The following is a 16,419-nucleotide window of genomic DNA, read 5'->3' as shown; positions in this document are numbered from 1 at the left end:
AAGAATAAAGAAGCCCCGGAGGAAACTCCGGGGCCTCTTGCTGCCCAGGTGACCTTGGCAGGAGAACCGGGGTACTTTACCCAAGGATAGGTTGCGTAACTGAGTAACAAAGTATAAGGGGGATCGTCGCTCGCCAGTGTCGAGGTACCTTCATGGCCGTCTACACGATCACTCCGGCAAATCCGCTGCCTCCTACTTATGCTGACAACGACCATGCTCTGGATCTGTTGAGGGGAGACAGAGTCTTTGTTGCTGCAGGGGCTGAAATCGAGGCATTCGGTCGGGAAGCGAACGGTATAGATGGCGGTTCAAATAATACTCTGCTGATCGAAGGTAGGGTATTTAGCCAATTGTCATCCGCGATAGTAACCCAAGGGAATGTCAGTATCGGCATGTCGGGAGTGGTGCTCGGTACCAAGTACGGCATCCAGCTATCTTATGACGGGACCGCTACGAATATCTTGACCAATGAAGGCACGGCCCTTGGGGGAGTGGCAGGTGTTTACGTATGCAGCCCTCAAAGTGTGATCGTCAACTCCGGAACGATCAGCGGCGAAGCCGGCATCTTCATCTATGAGGACCCTTTCGAAACCGGCGGCCATATCATTAAGAATACGGGCCTGATCAGTGGCTTCGAGTGGGCCATTCGCGGATCTCACGGCAGTTCTAACACCATCAACAACAGCGGAGCGATTGAAGGCCGAGTTTTGCTGGGAAGAGAAAGCGACACCTATTACGGAACAAGCGGGACCATCACAGGAGATATTTACTTTGGAGACGGTGACGATACTGCCTTCGGTGGTATCAGCGGAGAAACATTCGGTATGGGAACAGGCCGCAATTATGTCGATGGCGGTGGCGGTGCCGATACCGTATTCTTCAATATCCCAGACGTTGTCGTTGACCTAAGGATTACTGAAGAGCAGCAGACCTCTGCCTATAGCTGGGATACGATCCGCAACATCGAGAATGTCGTTGGCAGTCAGTGGTCCGACTACTTCATTGGCAACGATGTTGCCAATGGACTGCATGGCGGGTTTGGGAATGACACGCTCGAAGGCAATGGCGGGAGCGATACTCTAACCGGCAGCTTCGGCGACGACGTTCTTTCGGGCGGTGCTGGAACGGACTATGCGGTATTTGTCAGCCGCGCAACCGACTACACCATCACTCTTGGTGATGATGGAGCGGTGACGATCAGAGACAACCGTGCAGGAATCGGCACAGGTACTGATCGGCTTACGGAGGTCGAGTTTGCACAGTTCGATGACCTTATTATCGATTTGTCGGCTCTAGTTCGCGACTCGGGCGGCGAGACAACTGTAAAGGCTCCCCTCGTGGCCCCCACACCCCTCGCGACCGCAGCAACCCCTCTCACCCTCAAGGGCGGCAAGAAGGCCGACCGGCTCATAGGCGGGGATGGAAACGACCGGCTCAATGGCGGGCTCGGGAACGACAAGCTCGCCGGCGGCGAGGGAGCGGACGTGTTCGTGTTCAGCACCAGGCTGAAGAAGAACGTTGACCGGGTGCTCGACTTCTCGCGCCCGGACGACACGATCCAGCTGTCGAAGAAGGTGTTCAAGCTGGAGAAGGGCGTGCTCGACAAGGATGCGTTCCGCATCGGCCGGAAGGCGCTCGACGAGGACGACCGGATCGTCTTCAACGCCAAGACCGGCGCGCTGTATTACGACGCTGACGGTTCGGGCACGGACCATGCGGCGGTGAAGTTCGCGCAGGTGAAGGCGAGGACGGCTCTGAAAGCGGACGACTTTCTCGTTCTCTGACGATGCTCGCCGCAGCGTCGGCAGGAGCTGAATCAGCCGCGCCAAGAAAAGGCCCCGGAGCGATCCGGGGCTTTTGTCGTTCATCGGGCGCGTCAGGCCGCCTGCTTCAGCAGGCCTTCGGCGGCCAGAGCTTCCTGCACCTTCGGGCGCGCGGCGACCCGGTCGAGGAAGGCGCGCAGGTTGGCGTAAGGCGTCAGGTCGACGGCGTGGTAGTTCGCCCAGTTCGTCACCGTGAACAGGTAGGCATCGGCCACCGTGAAGCGCTCGCCGGTCAGGAAGGGCTGCTGGGCCAGCACCTTGTCGAGATAGGTGAAGCGCTGCGCCAGCTTGTCCTTCGTGGCCTGCTTGACCGAGTCGGGCGTCGAGGGGTTCCACAGCGGGCCGAAACCCTTGTGGATCTCGGACGTGATGAAGGCGAGCCACTCGTGCAGGCGGTGGCGCTCCATCGTGGCTGGGGCCGGGGCGAGCCCCGCTTCCGGCTGGCGGTCGGCCACGAAGAGCAGGAGGGCGGCCGCCTCGGTCAGGACTTCGCCCTCCGGCAGGGCGACCGCCGGCACGTAGCCCTTCGGGTTGATCGCGGCGAAATCCGCGCCGGTCTCGGTCTTGCGGGTGGCGAGGTCGACCTTCTCCAGGGTCAGCGGCAGGCCCGCCTCGCGAGCGGCGATGTGGACGGCGAGCGAGCAGGCGCCGGGGGTGTAGTAGAGCTTCATATCAGGTCTCCGAAAGGCGAGGGTGGGTGGATCAGGCGGCGGCGCGGCCCAGGGACGGAGCCGGACGGCCGAATGGCAGGGAACGCGAGGGGCTGAGCGCATGGGCGCCATCCCCGAGAAGGGCCTGAGCGACGGAGAGGACGATCAGGTAGAGCGGGTATTCCCAGCCGCCGCCCGGCGCGGAGAAGACCCAGCCGTTGCCGAGATGGACCCAGGTCGCCCCGGCGAGCACCGGCACGAGGGCCAGCGACACCCAGCGGCTCTGGACGCCCAGCACCAGCAGAACGCCGCCGATGAACTCGGCCCAGAAGGTGGCATAGGCGAGGAAGGCGGGCAGGCCAAGCGATTCGAAGTACTGGGCCGTGCCCGCGAGGGTGAAGGTCATCCACTTCAGGACGACGCTGTGGGCGATGAACATGACGCCGAGGGAGACGCGGAGCAGAAGAACGCCGTAGGCTTCGGGAGTTGTATTCGTGCGGGTCATTGGAACCTCCATGCAGATGCATAGATATTTGTATGCACTTGCATGTATAAGTCAAACATGATGCAATTGCATGAATCGAGAGGGAGCTTTGCCGGAATGCAAGAACCGCAGAACCCGTCCGAGGCCGTGACCGATGCCTGGGTCCGCCTGATCCGGGGCGGACGGGAGGTGGCGGGCCGGATCGAGGCCGATCTGAAGCAGGCCGGCTTTCCGCCGCTCGCCTGGTACGACGTGCTGCTGTCGCTCAAGAAGGCGGCGGAGGGCCGCCGCACGCCGCGGGAAATCGAGCGCGAGGTCCTGTTCGAGCAGTACAATCTCTCGCGGCTCCTCGACCGGATGGAGGCCGAGGGCCTGGTCCGGCGCATTCCCTATCCCGGCGACAGGCGCCGTCAGCTCATCGAGATCACCGATGAGGGTAGGGCGCTCCAGCGCCGGATGTGGGCCGTCTACGGCCCGGCGATCAGCCGCTATGTCGGCTGCCGTCTCGCGGAAGGGGAGGCCGCGGAGCTCGCCCGCCTGCTCCAGAAGCTCGTGAGCAACGAGACGTGATCCCGCCGCCCCTGGATTGCCGAACGATACGGGTGTAGTCGCGTTCATCTGTGCACGGCTAACGAAAGGTCAGGGCGTGAGCGCGAACGGGACTATCCTGGGCAGGTGGCGTCGAGGCTTTCGCATGCTCGCCCTTCTTCCGCTTCTGGCCCTGGCCGTCCCGATGACGGCTCCCGGTCCCGCCGCGAGCGCTCCCGTCTCCAGGCCGAGCTCCGCCTCCATCCGCACGCCCGATTTCGACGAGACGGTCGCATGGTATCGCGACAGGCTCGGCTTCCGGCTGCTCTCGACCCGCAGTCTCCTGCGCGAGCGGGTGGCCCTGATGGAACGAAGCGGCTTCCTGCTCGAGATCGCCGAGGCCGATCATCCGATGCCGCCGGGACCGGGACCGAACCTCGACGCCACGGGAGCCACCCGCGCTCCCGTCGTCAGCGTGCTGGTGCAGGATGTGGACAGGGAGGTCTCACGGCTGCGGGCCGAGGGCGTCGACATCCTCGAGGAGCCCCAGGACGAGCTCGAGGGCGATTTCCGGATAGCGCAGATCCGCGACAACGGGCGCCACCGGATCGAGCTCCGGGAGCCCCTCGGCGCGAGCTTCAACGCCATGGGGCGTTGAAGCGGGTAAAAGCCCCGATCAGGTGAACAGCTCGGGGTCGGGACCGACGCGCCCGCCCTTGTCGTCGAGCTTCTCGATGGCCCGCATGTCCTCCGCGTCGAGCGTGAAATCGAACACGTCGAAGTTCTCGCGGATGCGCGACGGCGTCGCCGATTTCGGAATGGCGACGATGCCGTTGTCCAGGTGCCAGCGAAGGATCACCTGCGCCGAGGTCTTGTTGTGCTTGCGGGCGATGGCCGCGAGCTGCTCGTCCTCGAGCAGGGTGCCTTGCCCGAGCGGGCTCCAGGCTTCGGTGACGATGCCGTGCTCGGCGTGGAAGGCGCGCAGCTCCCGCTGCTGGAAGCGGGGATGCAGCTCGATCTGGTTCACCGCCGGCACCACGCCCGTCTCGTCGAAAAGCCGCTGCAGATGCGGAATGTTGAAGTTGGACACGCCGATGGACTTGGTGCGGCCCTCCTCCTTGAGCTTGATGAAGGCGCGCCAGGTGTCCGGATAGGCGTCGCGCTTCCAGGTCGGCCAGTGGATGAGGTAGAGATCCACGTAATCGAGCCCCAGACGCTTCATGCTCGCGTCGAAGGCCTTCAGCGTGGTGTCGTAGCCCTGGTCGTCGTTCCAGAGCTTGGTCGTGATGAACAGCTCCTCGCGCGGCACGCCCGCCTGACGGACGGCCTCGCCGACTCCTTCCTCGTTGCGGTAGATCATGGCCGTGTCGATGGAGCGGTACCCGGCATCGATGGCCTGCTTGACGATGCTCGTCGCGACCCCGTTCTCGACCTGCCACACGCCGAAGCCGAGCTGCGGCATCTGCCTGCCGTCGTTGAGCGGAAGGGATGGATGGGACATGTACATTCCTTGTCTGGTGGATCGTCGATGTGTCGGGATGCCCGCCAAGAGCTAGGGCATGCCGCTGCATGTGCAAACCCCAGCCCCATGCAGGGCAGGCCCTCGTTTATGCGAGGGCTGCAGCGGGAGGAACAGTCCAGCTTTCCCCGCGTTGCATCGAGCGGAGCTTCCACCATCCCCGAAGGAACATGCCGTGCCCTCCCTCGCGCCGCGCCAAGGAACGCCGGATCCGACTCTGAGCGAGGAGGAGTACCGCAAGCGCTTCCTCGGCCAGTTCGAGGACCCGGCATTCGACGATCTCAGGGACGAACTCGACAGGATCGCCGCCGCGGCCTGGGACGCCTACAGCCACCACCGCAAGAGCCCGAGGACGCGCAAGGCGGGCCCCGGCTTCGCCGATCCGGACTACGTTCTATCGGTGGACTGGCTCGCGGCGCAGGAGGCGATCAGGGAGGCCGAGCGGCGCCATGAGGATCCGAGCGGGCCGCTGCGCATCCTCATCGTCAGCGGCGCCTCGCGCAGCGAACACACCTGTCCGGGCGAGATGTCCAAGACCTACCGCCTCTCGCAGGTCGCGCGCGAGGTTTTCGCGTTCACACCCGGCGTCGAGGTCGAGCACCTCGACCTCAGCCGCCTGAGCTCGGAATACGGCCGCCACATCCACCCCTGCAAGACGTGCTTCTCGACCGCCGCCGCGCTCTGCCACTGGCCATGCTCCTGCTATCCCAACTACTCGCTCGGGCAGACGCAGGACTGGATGAACGAGATCTACCCGAAATGGGTCGAGGCGCACGGGGTGATGCTGCTCACGCCCGTGAACTGGTATCAGGTCTCGTCGCCCATGAAGCTGATGATGGACAGGCTGGTCTGCGCCGATGGCGGCAATCCGGATCCGACCTCCACCCACGGGAAGGACGCCGAGGGCGCAAAGGCCATGGAGCTGGAAGGCTGGGACTATCCCAGGCACCTGGCGGGCCGCGTGTTTTCCGTGATCGTCCATGGGGATGCGGAGGGCGCGGAAGGCGTGCGCCGCAGCCTGGCGGATTGGCTGCGCTCCATGGGGCTCCACCCCGCCGGGGCGGCGGCGGAGCTGGACCGCTACATCGGCTACTGGAAGCCCTATGCCACGAGCCATGACGAGCTCGACCACGACCATGCGGTGCAGGACGAGGTGCGCAATGCGGCGCGCACCCTGCTCGAGGCGGCCAGGGCCCAGAGGGCAGGGGGCCTGATCCAGGCGGGAGAGGGGCTGCCCGAACCCCGGCAGAAATAGACCATGAAAAAGGCCGGGCACGAGGCCCGGCCGAGTGAGGTCAACCCTTCGAGAGGCTTACCAACTCGTGAGAACCGCGCCCTTGAACTTCTCTTCCACGAACTTCTTCACCTCGGGCGTGCGGTAGGCTTCGACGAAGGTCTTCACCCACGGCTTGTCCTTGTCCTCGGCGCGCACGGCGATGACGTTCACGTAAGGCCCCTTCGGGTCTTCACGGGTGAGCGCATCCTTCACCGGGTCGAGGCCGGCCTGCGTGGCGTAGTTGGTGTTGATGACGGCGGCATCGACGTCGTCGAGCACGCGCGGAGCCTGGGCGGCGTCGATCTCGACGAATTTCAGGTTCTTCTTGTTCTCGGTGATGTCGAGGATCGTCGGCTTGAAGCCCACGCCGTCCTTCAGCTTGATCAGGCCCTTGTCCTGCAGGAGCAGGAGCGCGCGGCCGCCATTGGTCGGATCGTTCGGGAACGCGATCGTCGCGCCGTTCGGCAGGGCGTCGAAGGCCTTGTGCTTCTTCGAATAGACGCCGATCGGGAAGTTCACCGTCTGGGCCACGCTCTCGATCTTGTAGCCGCGGTTTTCCTTCTGGTTGTCCAGATAGGGCTGGTGCTGGAACGAGTTGGCTTCCAGTTCGCCGGACGAGAGGGCCTCGTTCGGCACCACATAGTCCGAGAACTCGACGATCTTGATGTCGAGACCCTTCTGCGCCGCGATGGGCTTCACCGCCTCGAGGATCTGGGCGTGAGGGCCGGGGGTCGCGCCGACGCGGATCGTCTGCGTCTGCGCGGCCGCGGGAAGGGCCGCGAGGGACAGGAGGGCGGCAAGGCCCAGTTTCTCGAACGACATCGTTTTCTCCGTGTGCGATGGTCTCGAAAGGAAGCGGGAATGAGGATCAGGCTTGGCGCACGCGCTTGTTGAGGCGGCGGGCCAGCCGGTCGCCGACGCTCTGAACGGCCTGGACCAGCACGATCAGGACGACGACCACGGCCAGCATCATCTCAGGCATGAAGCGCTGATAGCCGTAGCGGATGCCGAGATCGCCCAGGCCGCCGCCGCCGACCGCGCCCACCATGGCCGAGAAGCCGAGGAGCGAGACGACGGCAAGGGTCAGGCCGAGCACGATGCCCGGCAGGGCCTCGGGAACCAGCACCTTGAACACGATCTGCAGCGGGCTTGCGCCGAAGGCGCGGGCGGCCTCGATGAGGCCCTGATCCACCTCGCGGATCGCGCCTTCGATGAGGCGGGCGATGAAGGGGATCGCGGCGATCGTCAGCGGCACGATGGCCGCGTTGGTGCCGATCGAGGTTCCGGCGATCAGGCGGGTGAAGGGAATGATCGCCACCACCAGGATGATGAAGGGCGTGGAGCGGGTCGCGTTCACGACGACGCCGAGCACGCGGTTCACCCAAGGGGCCGCGAACAGCTCGCCCTTGCCGCTGGTGGCGAGGAAGATGCCGAGCGGCATACCGAGCAGGGTGGCGATCCCGGCCGAGACCGCGACCATGTAGAGGGTTTCGCCGGTAGCGCTGGCGATGAGGCGGATCATCTCAGGCGACATGGCCGAGAACCTCCGTATCGAGTCCGTGTTGCTTGAGGAAGTCGAGGGTGGTCGCCAGCGACTGCTCCGGCACGCCGACGACGAGGGTGCCGCAGGGGCGGCCGGCGATCTCGTCCACCGATCCCGCGAGGATGTTGGCCTCGATGCCGAGGTCGCGCGCCAGCCGCGCCAGGACGGGGTCCGTGGCGTGAGGGCCGCGGAAGCCGATGCGGATCACCGCCTGGCTGCCGGGCGTTGCGTCCGGTTGCAGGCGGTTCGCCACGTAGGGGGGCAGGGCGCGGCCGGTTTCGTCCGCCAGGAAGGAGCGCGTCACCTCGTGCCGCGGCCGGGTGAAGACGTCGAACACATCGCCCTGTTCGACGATGCGCCCGCCCTCGATCACCGCCACGTCGCGGGCGATGGAGCGGATCACCGCCATCTCGTGGGTGATGAGGATGATGGTGAGGCCGAGCTCCGCATTGATGCGGGCGAGCAGATCGAGGATCGAGCGGGTGGTTTCCGGATCGAGCGCCGAGGTCGCCTCGTCGGAGAGGAGAACCTTCGGATTGGTGGCAAGGGCGCGGGCGATGCCGACGCGTTGCTTCTGGCCGCCGGACAGCTCGGACGGATACCGGTTGCGCTTGTCCGCCAGGCCCACCAGCGCCAGCAGCTCCTCGACGCGCGCCTTGATCGCCGCCTTGTCGTAGCCGGCCACCTCGAGCGGCAGGGCCACGTTCTCGGCGGCGGTGCGCGAGGACAGCAGGTTGAAGTGCTGGAAGATCATGCCGATGGAGCGGCGGGCGTGGCGCAACGCGCGTTCCGGCAGGGCCGAAACGTCGGCGCCGTCCACGATCACGCGGCCCGAGCTCGGCTTTTCCAGGCCGTTCACGAGGCGGATCAGGGTCGACTTGCCTGCGCCGGATCGTCCGATGATGCCGAGAACGGAGCCTTGCGGAACGACGAGGTCGATCTCACTTAAGGCCGTGACGGGAGAGCCGTCGCGCCCGGCGAACACCTTCGAGATCTTCTCCAGGCGGACGATCGGCTCCGCCGGAACGAGGCGGTGAAGCGGCTGATCGCCGAGATATCCGAGGGGAGCGTTCATACGTTTGCTCTGAGGTCACTCTCGTTTCGCAGTTGCGAACACATGGGGTATCCTGTTCTCCATGTCAACCTTTCCGTTCTTTAAAAAGAATTTTCTGTTGTGAAGAACGAAATGCTCGGGTTGGGCTCCTCGCCCCGGCCGGCTGCTTCACGTGATCACACCCGCGTTATGGCGGAACTTTCTCCTTTCTTTCGCCACAGGTGCGGTTGATCGCCCCCTCGGCATCCGACTAAACAAGCCAAGTCGAGTTTTAAGGAAGAAACCCATGGTCAAGGCCAGCATCGGGGTGGGACTTGCAGGTCTTGCCCTTCTCGCGCTGTACCTGAGCGAAACCACCGTCTCGGTCCTGCTGCCGCTCGCGGTTCTGGGCCTGGGCCTTGCCCTGTACCTCTCCAGGGACATCTCGAAATTCCTCAAGGTGTTCATCTGGGTCCTGGCGGGCGTGGAGGGCATCCTCGTCGCCCTGAGCCTCGCCGGCGCATTCGGCTCGGTTCCGGAGACGCTCGCCGACTACGTGCCGCCGGCCTCCATGACGGTGGGCGCGACAATCTTCGCCTTCGTGATCTACGGCATCTCCCGCATTCCGGTGATCCGGACCATCACCCGCATCGCGGACCGCTACTTCACGTCGAGCACGCCGAGCCAGATCACCATTCCCTTCATCGGCACCATTCGCGCCACGGAAGGCGCCATCGGCACGGCGCTCCTGGTCTTCCTCATCGCCATCAATCTGGGACAGGTCGCCCTCAACGTGCGCCTCAACTTCTTCGGGCGCGACATGTTCAACGCCCTGCAGGAGAAGGACGCCAGCGCCTTCTGGTACCAGCTCTTCTGGATCTTCGTGCCGCTGGCGACCGTCTTCGTCAGCGTGGCCATGGTGGAGATCGTCTCGCAATACGTGATGCGCATCCGCTGGCGCGCCTTCCTCAACGATCTCTACGTCCATGAATGGCTGAGCGGCGGCACCCATTACCGTATGCAGCTCGTCGGGCGCGAGGCGGACAACCCCGACCAGCGCATCGCCGAGGATCTGCGCAGCTACATCGACCAGACCTATAACCTGTCCATAGGCCTCATGAACCAGTCGGCGACCCTGGTCTCGTTCATCGCGATCCTGTGGTCCCTATCGGCCGGCTTCACGCTGCCGGGCACGGACATTCCCGTTCCGGGCCTTCTGGTCTGGGTCTGTATCGCCTACGCGCTTCTCGGCACCTGGCTCACCCACCTCATCGGCCGGCCGCTCATCGCCCTGTACTTCCAGCAGGAGCGGGTCGAGGCCGATTACCGCTTCTCCCTGGCGCGCCTGCGCGAATATACCGAGCAGATCGCCCTCCTGGGCGGCGAGGCGGCGGAGGAGGAGGCCCTGAAGGCGCGCTTCGGGCGGATCGTGCAGAACTTCATGCAGATCGTGCGCCGCGTCATGCGCCTGCAGGTGTTCCAGTCCACCTATTTCCAGGCCAACGTGGTGGTGCCCTACATCCTCACCGCGCCCTACTACTTCATCGACCGGATCACCCTCGGCCAGATGCAGCAGACCGTCGGCGCCTTCTCGAGCGTGCAGGGCGCCCTGGACTTCTTCATCACGTCCTACTCGACCCTGGCCAACTACAAGGCCGTCGTCGACCGCCTGACCACCTTCGAGGCCGCGGTGGCGAAGGTCCGCGATCCGGATGCCGGGGAGCACGTGTCGCTCGCATCCTCCCCGGACAGGAACCTCAACGTGTCGAACCTTCAGGTGGCGCTGCCCGATGGGCGGGTGCTCATGAAGGCGGACGGCGTCGCCTTCCGCCACGGCTCGACGACCCTGCTGGCCGGTCCCTCGGGCTCCGGCAAATCGACCCTCTTCCGGGCCATTTCCGGCATCTGGCCCTTCGGCTCGGGCCAGATCAGGGTTCCGGCGGGACAGACGATGATGCTCCTGCCCCAGCGGCCCTACATCCCCATGGGCTCCTTGCGCGAGGCTGTGACTTATCCCGGCACCTTCGGGGTCTACAGCGATGCCGACATCGCGGAGGCCCTGCGCGCCGCCAAGCTGCCCGCCCTGGCGGACCGCCTCGACGAGGAGCGCGTCTGGGCCCAGACCCTGTCCCTCGGCGAGCAGCAGCGCCTCGCCATCGCCCGCGCCCTCCTGGCCAAGCCCGACTGGCTCTTCCTGGACGAGGCCACCGCGGCGCTCGACGAGCCGACGGAGGAGGAGATCTACAAGGTCATCAAGGAGAAGCTGCCGAATTCGACCGTCGTGTCCATCGGCCACCGCTCGACGCTGGGCGCGTTCCACGACAGGCGCATCGACATGCACAGGCAGGACGATGGCCTCTTCGCGCCGGTCGAAAGGCGCCAGCCCGAGCCGGCCGAGTAAGGCTACGGTCGCTCTCCAACAAGGAAATGGCCGGCGCAGGGCCGGCCATTCCGAAAGGCTGACGGTGTCGGAGGCGATGCCTAGATCGCCCGCTCGAACCGCAATTCGCCGTTCTGCGTGCGGATGATCAGGTTGCGGCCCTGGATGTCCCACTTGGCGGAGGTGCGGAGCGCCACCAGGAAGGCCTGCTCGATCGCCATGGCGGACTTGTCGCAGGAGCGCTTGGTCAGGGCGAAGGGGCCGACCGCCAGTCCCTGCTCGCGCAGGGGATAGGCCGTGGCCGAATAGGTGTTGCAGCCGCCGAAGCCGCTGGCCCGGAGCTGGTCGTCCAGACGGAAGCTCGGGCGGTCGCCGGTGAAGGGCTTGCCGTTCAGGCTCACCGCCACCCAGGACGATCCCAGGGGGAAGACCTTGTCGCCCTGGAGGGGCTGCGGGACCTTGGTGTCAACCTGTCGTGTCGGACCCACCGGCCGTCCGAGAACCGAGGCGGACTGGGCATGGGCTGCCGACACAGTGGCGAAGGTGGCAAGGATCGCCGCCAATCGAAGCGCATTCATCGGAAACCTCGTCAACATAAAACGCCGGGACCATAAGGGGCCTTGGCCTGAGAGGCAACGCCCCGGGGTGTTTTGTCCCGCTTTCCGTTACAGCACGGTCAAGCTGAAGCGGAGATGAAGCGGAATAGCCGGTCCCGGCATCAGCCGAGCCGGCGCAAAAGCCGCTCCGTCAGTCCGTTGGTGGGGCGGAACAGGTAGTCGAAGGCTCTGACCGTGACGTCCTGGGCTCCCAGAGACTGCAGCGCGGCCACGATTTCGAACACCACCGACGTGCGGCAATGGAGGACGACCTCCCGGGCCTGGGGAGCGCCGTAGGGAAGCGAGGCGCCGAAGGTCTGCACCAGGGCGGCGAGGTCGGATGCCCGCGACGGATCGAGCGCCGCGCGGACCTCGCGGCTCGTGCGCGCGTCCTCCTCGGCCGCGATGCGGGTGAGGACGGCCGTGGCCGCCGCCCGGGCCTTGTTGGTCCAGGGCGCGCGGGTGGAGGCGACGAGATTGGCCTCGGAGCGCAGCATCACCCCGTCGTCCAGCACCTTGAGGGCATTGGCGGTCAGGGTGGCGCCCGTCGTGGTGATGTCCACGATCAGCTCAGCCGAGCCCGCGCCGGGAGCGCCTTCGGTGGCGCCCAGGCTCTCGACGATCCGGTAATCCGCGATGCCCTTCTCGGCGAAGAAGCGCCGGGTGAGGTTCACGTATTTCGTGGCCACCCGCATCTTGTAGCCGTGGCGGGCGCGCAGATCCGCCGCCACCTCGTCCAGATCGGCCATGGTGCGGACGTCGATCCAGGCCTGCGGCACGGCCACGACCACGTTGGCGTGGCCGAAGCCGAGCGGGGTCAGGAGCTCGATCGCCTCGTCCGCGTCCGGCACCTGCTCGCGCACGAGGTCTTCCCCCGTGATGCCGAGATGGGCGGCTCCGGTCGCGAGCTGGTTCACGATCTCGGAGGCGGACAGGAAGGCCACTTCCACGTCGGGAACGCCCGCAAGCGTCCCGCGGTAGTCGCGCGCCCCGCGGGATTGGGTGAAGACCAGTCCGGCGCGGGCGAAGAAGGCGGCCGCGTTTTCCTGCAGGCGCCCCTTGGAGGGAACGGCCAGGATGAGGGGTGAATCGGTCATTGGGCGGCTCCCAGGATGCGGTCGAGCCAGAAGGAGCAGCCGACCGCCGGGATCGGCTCCTCGGCGCCGAGATGCTGGAGCAGCCGGTCGTAGCGTCCGCCGCCCACCACGGGCTTGGCGTCGCTGCGGTCCGCGTCCTGCACCTCGAAGATGAAGCCGGTATAGTAATCCAGGTTGCGGGCGAAGGTGGCGGCGAACGAGAAGGCGCTCACGTCCAGCCCTCGCGCCGCCATGAAGCCCGTGCGCTCCTCGAAGGCGCCGAGCGCCTCGGACAGATCGAGCCCGGCATCCCTCGCCAGGGCCCGGACGGCGCCGGCCACCTGGTCGGGGTCGCCGGAAATGGCGAGATAGCGCTCCAGCACCTGCCGGGCCTCGTCCGGCAGGCCGGAGCGGTTGGCGGCGCGGGCCAGGAAGCGCTCGGCGATCTCGCCCGCGCTGCGCCCGCCGACGCGGGCGATGCCGGCGATGGAGAGGATGTCCTCCACGAAGGCCTTGGCGGCTTGAGGGGCCTGTCCCTCGATGGCGGCGAGAAGGCCCGCATGTTCCGGCTGGCCGGGGCCCTCCGGCTCGCTCAGGCTCGCGAGACCCTGGCCCGACACGATGGCGCGCATCACCCGGCGCTTGGCGGCCGGGGCGATGCCTAGGGCGTCGATGAGGGCGTTGAGAAGCCCCATGTCGCCGAGCCTGACCCGGTGGCGCCGGTCGCTGATGCCCGCAAGGCCTTCGAGAGCGAGGCCGAGGATCTCGGCGTCGGCCGCCGCCACGTCGGTGCGGCCGACGGATTCGAGGCCCGCCTGGAGGAACTCGCCGCTCTCGTTGGGGCGCATGCGGAAGACGGGACCGCCATAGCAATAGCCCGACGGCCTCGCGCCGCGATGCTCCAGATGCTGAAGGCAGACGGGAATGGTGTATTCGGGCCGCAGGCACAGTTCGGTGCCCGCCGCGTCCTGGGTCACGAACATCCGGCGCCGGATGTCCTCTCCCGACAGGTCGATGAACACGTCCGCCGGCTGAAGCACCGGCGGCTCGATGCGCGCATAGCCCTCGCGCTCGAAAAGCGCGATCAGCGCAAGAATGGCATCCGTCTCCGTCACTGGCGTCGCAATCCCTTGATCCGCACGCTCTCTAGCAATGCTTGGCAGGGAAGGCGACCGTTTTCGGCAGGCAGGGTGAACGGCGAGAGGGAGACGAAATCCTGAAACCCGACGACCTCATCCCGAGGAGCAGCCGGAAGGCTGCGTCTCGAAGGATGATCCAGTGCGCGTCGGAGACGCCCTCGTGCTTCGGGACGGGCCTGCGGCCCTCCTCGGCATGAGGGCTGCGGGGCAGGAGCTCAGTGCTTTTCCGCCTTGTCGTCCTTGGTCTTGCGCGACGTCTTGCGCTTGCTGTGGTCGCTGGAGAGATGGGCGTACTGCACCTTCTTGCGCTTGGGCTTCTCGTCGGCTTCGTCCTCTCCCAGGAGCGAGGGAGGTAGGAACTGGCGCGCGGCTTCGGTCACCACATGGGCAACGGCGCTGCTGGCGGTGTTGACGGTGTCGGTGGTGGCATCGGCCGCCTTCGATCCCGCGTCCACGGCGGCAGCCCCGGCCTTCTGGGCGGTGCGGGTGCGGGTGAGGGCCGCTGCGGCGGCCCCTGCGGCCGCGATGAGCGCATCGGCCAGGATCTCGCGGCCCAGGCTCGTGTTGAACATGTCCATGAGGCCGGATTTCTTCACGGACTTCGAGAGCTTCGCGGTCGTGCTCTTCTTCTTCTTCGACTTGTCGGCCTTGTCGGAACTCTTCTTCGCTTTGGCCTTCGCCATGACGGTCTCCTGATGGTCAAGCTTGAGAACAACCCGCAGCGCGGGGGCGGAGTTCCCAGGTCCAGCCCTTAACCGAAATGCCGCCCCAGCACCTCGCGCACGGCCTCGACGATCCGGTCCTCGGACACCGAGAACTGGGCCGGCCGGGCCGCCTTCCATTCCTCGTTGGAGGCAATCGCCTCCGCCGCCTTGGCGCCCTCGATGAGGTCCTTGATCTCGACCTCGCCGCGCTCGCGCTCGTTGGAGCCCTGGATGATCACGCAGGGGCTCTGGCGCTTGTCGGCATATTTCATCTGGGCCTTCATTCCCGACGAGCCGAGATAGAGCTCGGCCCGGATGCCGGCCTGGCGCAGGGTCGAGACCATGCGCTGATAGGCGGCGATCTGGTCCCGGTCCATGACCAGCACCACCACGGGGCCGGGCTGTTCCTGGCCGGAGACGATGGGGCTCTTCACGGTCTTGAGGGCGGAGAACAGGCGCGACACGCCGATGGAGAAGCCGGTCGCCGGAACCGGCTCCGGCCGGAAGCGGCCGACGAGGCCGTCATACCGCCCTCCGCCGCCGACGGAGCCGAAGCGGACGGGGCGCCCGTCCTCGTCCTGCACCTGGAAGGTCAGCTCCGCCTCGTAGACGGGGCCGGTGTAATATTCGAGGCCGCGCACCACGGACGGATCGATCACGATCCGGTCCTCGTAATCCGAGCCCGCGACGAGCGCCGCGATCTCCGCCAGCTCGTTCGCGCCTTCGGCGCCTCGGGTCGAGGAGCCGACGACGCCTCGCAGGTTTTCGACCGTCGCGGCATTCGTCTCGGCCCTGGCGCTGGTGAAGGCCAGCACGCGCTCGATGGCGTCCGGCTCCAGTCCCGCACCCTTGGTGAAGTCGCCGCTTTCGTCCTTGCGGCCGGCGCCCAGGAGCTGGCGCACCCCGTCGGGACCGAGGCGGTCGAGCTTGTCGATGGCGCGCAGGACCGTGAGGCGCTGGCCGGCCTGATCCTCGCCGCCGAGGCCGATGGCCTCGAGCACGCCGTCGAGCACCTTGCGGTTGTTCACCTTGATCAGGTAGTCGCCGCGCTTGATGCCGACCTTTTCCAGCGTGTCGGCCGCCATCATGCAGATTTCCGCATCGGCGGCCACGGAAGCCGCGCCGACCGTGTCGGCGTCGAACTGCATGAACTGGCGGAAGCGGCCGGGACCTGGCTTCTCGTTGCGAAACACCCAGCCCGCCCGGTAGCTGCGATAGGGCTTGGGCAGGGCGTCGAAATTCTCGGCCACATAGCGGGCGAGCGGCGCCGTCAGGTCGTAGCGCAGGGACAGCCACTGCTCATCGTCGTCCTGGAAGGAGAACACGCCCTCGTTGGGCCGGTCCTGGTCGGGCAGGAACTTGCCGAGCGCGTCCGTATACTCGACGAAGGGCGTCTCGACGCCCTCGAATCCGTAGAGTTCGTAGGTTTCGCGGATGGCCGCGAGCATCCGCTCGGTCGCCGCGAGATCGGCGGGACCGCGATCGGCAAAGCCGCGCGGCGCGCGGGCCTTGAGTTTGTCGGCCTTGGACATGGTTTTCAGGACAGCCAGTTTTTCAAGAGAAAGCGTGGGCGCGTCCTAACCCGCGACGGCGGGAGGGGCAAGGGTTGTTGCTGTGAGGCGGCGCCAAACGTGTCATTCCGGGCCCGGCCCAAAGGGCCGTCCCGGA

General features: G+C 66.1%; 16 protein-coding genes. 5 read left to right on the top strand and 11 right to left on the bottom strand.

Features of this window, described 5'->3' with window-relative positions:
• The first annotated feature begins 152 nt into the window (after positions 1-152).
• Positions 153-1,784, top strand: a complete 1,632-nt coding sequence (locus LGR44_RS21945) for a calcium-binding protein (RefSeq protein WP_319004838.1) — start codon at positions 153-155, stop codon at positions 1,782-1,784.
• Between the two features lie 92 nt (positions 1,785-1,876).
• Here LGR44_RS21945 and gstA read toward each other — a convergent pair whose 3' ends face one another.
• Positions 1,877-2,494: a glutathione transferase GstA gene (gene gstA / locus LGR44_RS09855; RefSeq protein WP_226739859.1), complete on the bottom strand. Its 618-nt coding sequence runs from the start codon at positions 2,492-2,494 to the stop codon at positions 1,877-1,879.
• 31 nt (positions 2,495-2,525) lie between these two features.
• On the bottom strand, positions 2,526-2,978 hold the full coding sequence (locus LGR44_RS09850; protein WP_226739857.1) for a DoxX family protein: 453 nt from the start codon (positions 2,976-2,978) through the stop codon (positions 2,526-2,528).
• A 96-nt stretch (positions 2,979-3,074) separates the two neighbouring features.
• Here LGR44_RS09850 and LGR44_RS09845 point away from each other — a divergent pair, with 96 nt between their 5' ends.
• Entirely contained in the window at positions 3,075-3,527 is a 453-nt protein-coding gene (locus LGR44_RS09845; RefSeq protein ID WP_226739855.1) for a MarR family winged helix-turn-helix transcriptional regulator, read from the top strand.
• Positions 3,528-3,651: 124 nt separating this feature from the next.
• Positions 3,652-4,143: a VOC family protein gene (locus LGR44_RS09840; RefSeq protein WP_226739853.1), complete on the top strand. Its 492-nt coding sequence runs from the start codon at positions 3,652-3,654 to the stop codon at positions 4,141-4,143.
• 18 nt (positions 4,144-4,161) lie between these two features.
• On the opposite strand, the gene LGR44_RS09835 is transcribed toward LGR44_RS09840, so the two are convergent.
• Entirely contained in the window at positions 4,162-4,986 is an 825-nt protein-coding gene (locus LGR44_RS09835) for an aldo/keto reductase (protein ID WP_226739851.1), read from the bottom strand.
• A 193-nt stretch (positions 4,987-5,179) separates the two neighbouring features.
• Between LGR44_RS09835 and LGR44_RS09830 the strand changes: the two genes are divergently transcribed.
• A complete protein-coding gene (locus LGR44_RS09830) occupies positions 5,180-6,259 on the top strand; it encodes a flavodoxin family protein (protein ID WP_226739849.1) in 1,080 nt (359 codons plus the stop codon).
• A gap of 57 nt (positions 6,260-6,316) precedes the next feature.
• Here the strand turns inward: LGR44_RS09830 and LGR44_RS09825 are convergent, their stop codons facing one another.
• From LGR44_RS09825 to LGR44_RS09815, 3 genes are read right to left on the bottom strand one after another with little or no spacing between them, the layout of a single operon-like run.
• Positions 6,317-7,102 (bottom strand): MetQ/NlpA family ABC transporter substrate-binding protein, encoded by a 786-nt coding sequence (locus tag LGR44_RS09825; RefSeq protein WP_226739847.1) that lies wholly within the window; start codon positions 7,100-7,102, stop codon positions 6,317-6,319.
• Between the two features lie 46 nt (positions 7,103-7,148).
• The gene (locus LGR44_RS09820; protein ID WP_226739845.1) at positions 7,149-7,814 is read right to left on the bottom strand and encodes a methionine ABC transporter permease; all 666 of its coding nucleotides are present in this window, start codon (positions 7,812-7,814) and stop codon (positions 7,149-7,151) included.
• Complete coding sequence (locus LGR44_RS09815; RefSeq protein WP_226739842.1) at positions 7,804-8,898, bottom strand: methionine ABC transporter ATP-binding protein; 1,095 nt, start codon at positions 8,896-8,898, stop codon at positions 7,804-7,806. The genes LGR44_RS09820 and LGR44_RS09815 overlap by 11 nt, the downstream gene beginning before the upstream one ends.
• 265 nt (positions 8,899-9,163) lie before the next feature.
• Here LGR44_RS09815 and LGR44_RS09810 point away from each other — a divergent pair, with 265 nt between their 5' ends.
• Positions 9,164-11,257 carry an ABC transporter ATP-binding protein/permease gene (locus tag LGR44_RS09810; protein WP_226739840.1) on the top strand — a complete coding sequence of 698 codons (2,094 nt, stop codon included), beginning with the start codon at positions 9,164-9,166 and terminating at the stop codon, positions 11,255-11,257.
• 80 nt (positions 11,258-11,337) lie between these two features.
• Here the strand turns inward: LGR44_RS09810 and LGR44_RS09805 are convergent, their stop codons facing one another.
• From LGR44_RS09805 to hisS, 5 genes are all read right to left on the bottom strand, one after another.
• On the bottom strand, positions 11,338-11,814 hold the full coding sequence (locus LGR44_RS09805; RefSeq protein WP_226739838.1) for an META domain-containing protein: 477 nt from the start codon (positions 11,812-11,814) through the stop codon (positions 11,338-11,340).
• A gap of 140 nt (positions 11,815-11,954) precedes the next feature.
• Complete coding sequence (gene hisG, locus LGR44_RS09800; RefSeq protein ID WP_226739836.1) at positions 11,955-12,929, bottom strand: ATP phosphoribosyltransferase; 975 nt, start codon at positions 12,927-12,929, stop codon at positions 11,955-11,957.
• Positions 12,926-14,023 carry an ATP phosphoribosyltransferase regulatory subunit gene (locus tag LGR44_RS09795; RefSeq protein WP_226739834.1) on the bottom strand — a complete coding sequence of 366 codons (1,098 nt, stop codon included), beginning with the start codon at positions 14,021-14,023 and terminating at the stop codon, positions 12,926-12,928. Before LGR44_RS09795 ends, hisG begins: the two co-directional genes overlap by 4 nt.
• Positions 14,024-14,262: 239 nt before the next feature.
• Positions 14,263-14,730: a hypothetical protein gene (locus LGR44_RS09790; protein WP_226739832.1), complete on the bottom strand. Its 468-nt coding sequence runs from the start codon at positions 14,728-14,730 to the stop codon at positions 14,263-14,265.
• A gap of 68 nt (positions 14,731-14,798) precedes the next feature.
• Entirely contained in the window at positions 14,799-16,283 is a 1,485-nt protein-coding gene (gene hisS, locus LGR44_RS09785) for a histidine--tRNA ligase (RefSeq protein WP_226739829.1), read from the bottom strand.
• Positions 16,284-16,419 lie beyond the last annotated feature (136 nt).

It is taken from the genome of Microvirga lenta (assembly GCF_020532555.1).
GTDB classification, from domain to species: Bacteria; Pseudomonadota; Alphaproteobacteria; order Rhizobiales; family Beijerinckiaceae; genus Microvirga; species Microvirga lenta.
The sequence above is the reverse complement of the archived record's forward strand: the minus strand, read 5'-3'. Positions and strand labels throughout refer to the sequence as shown.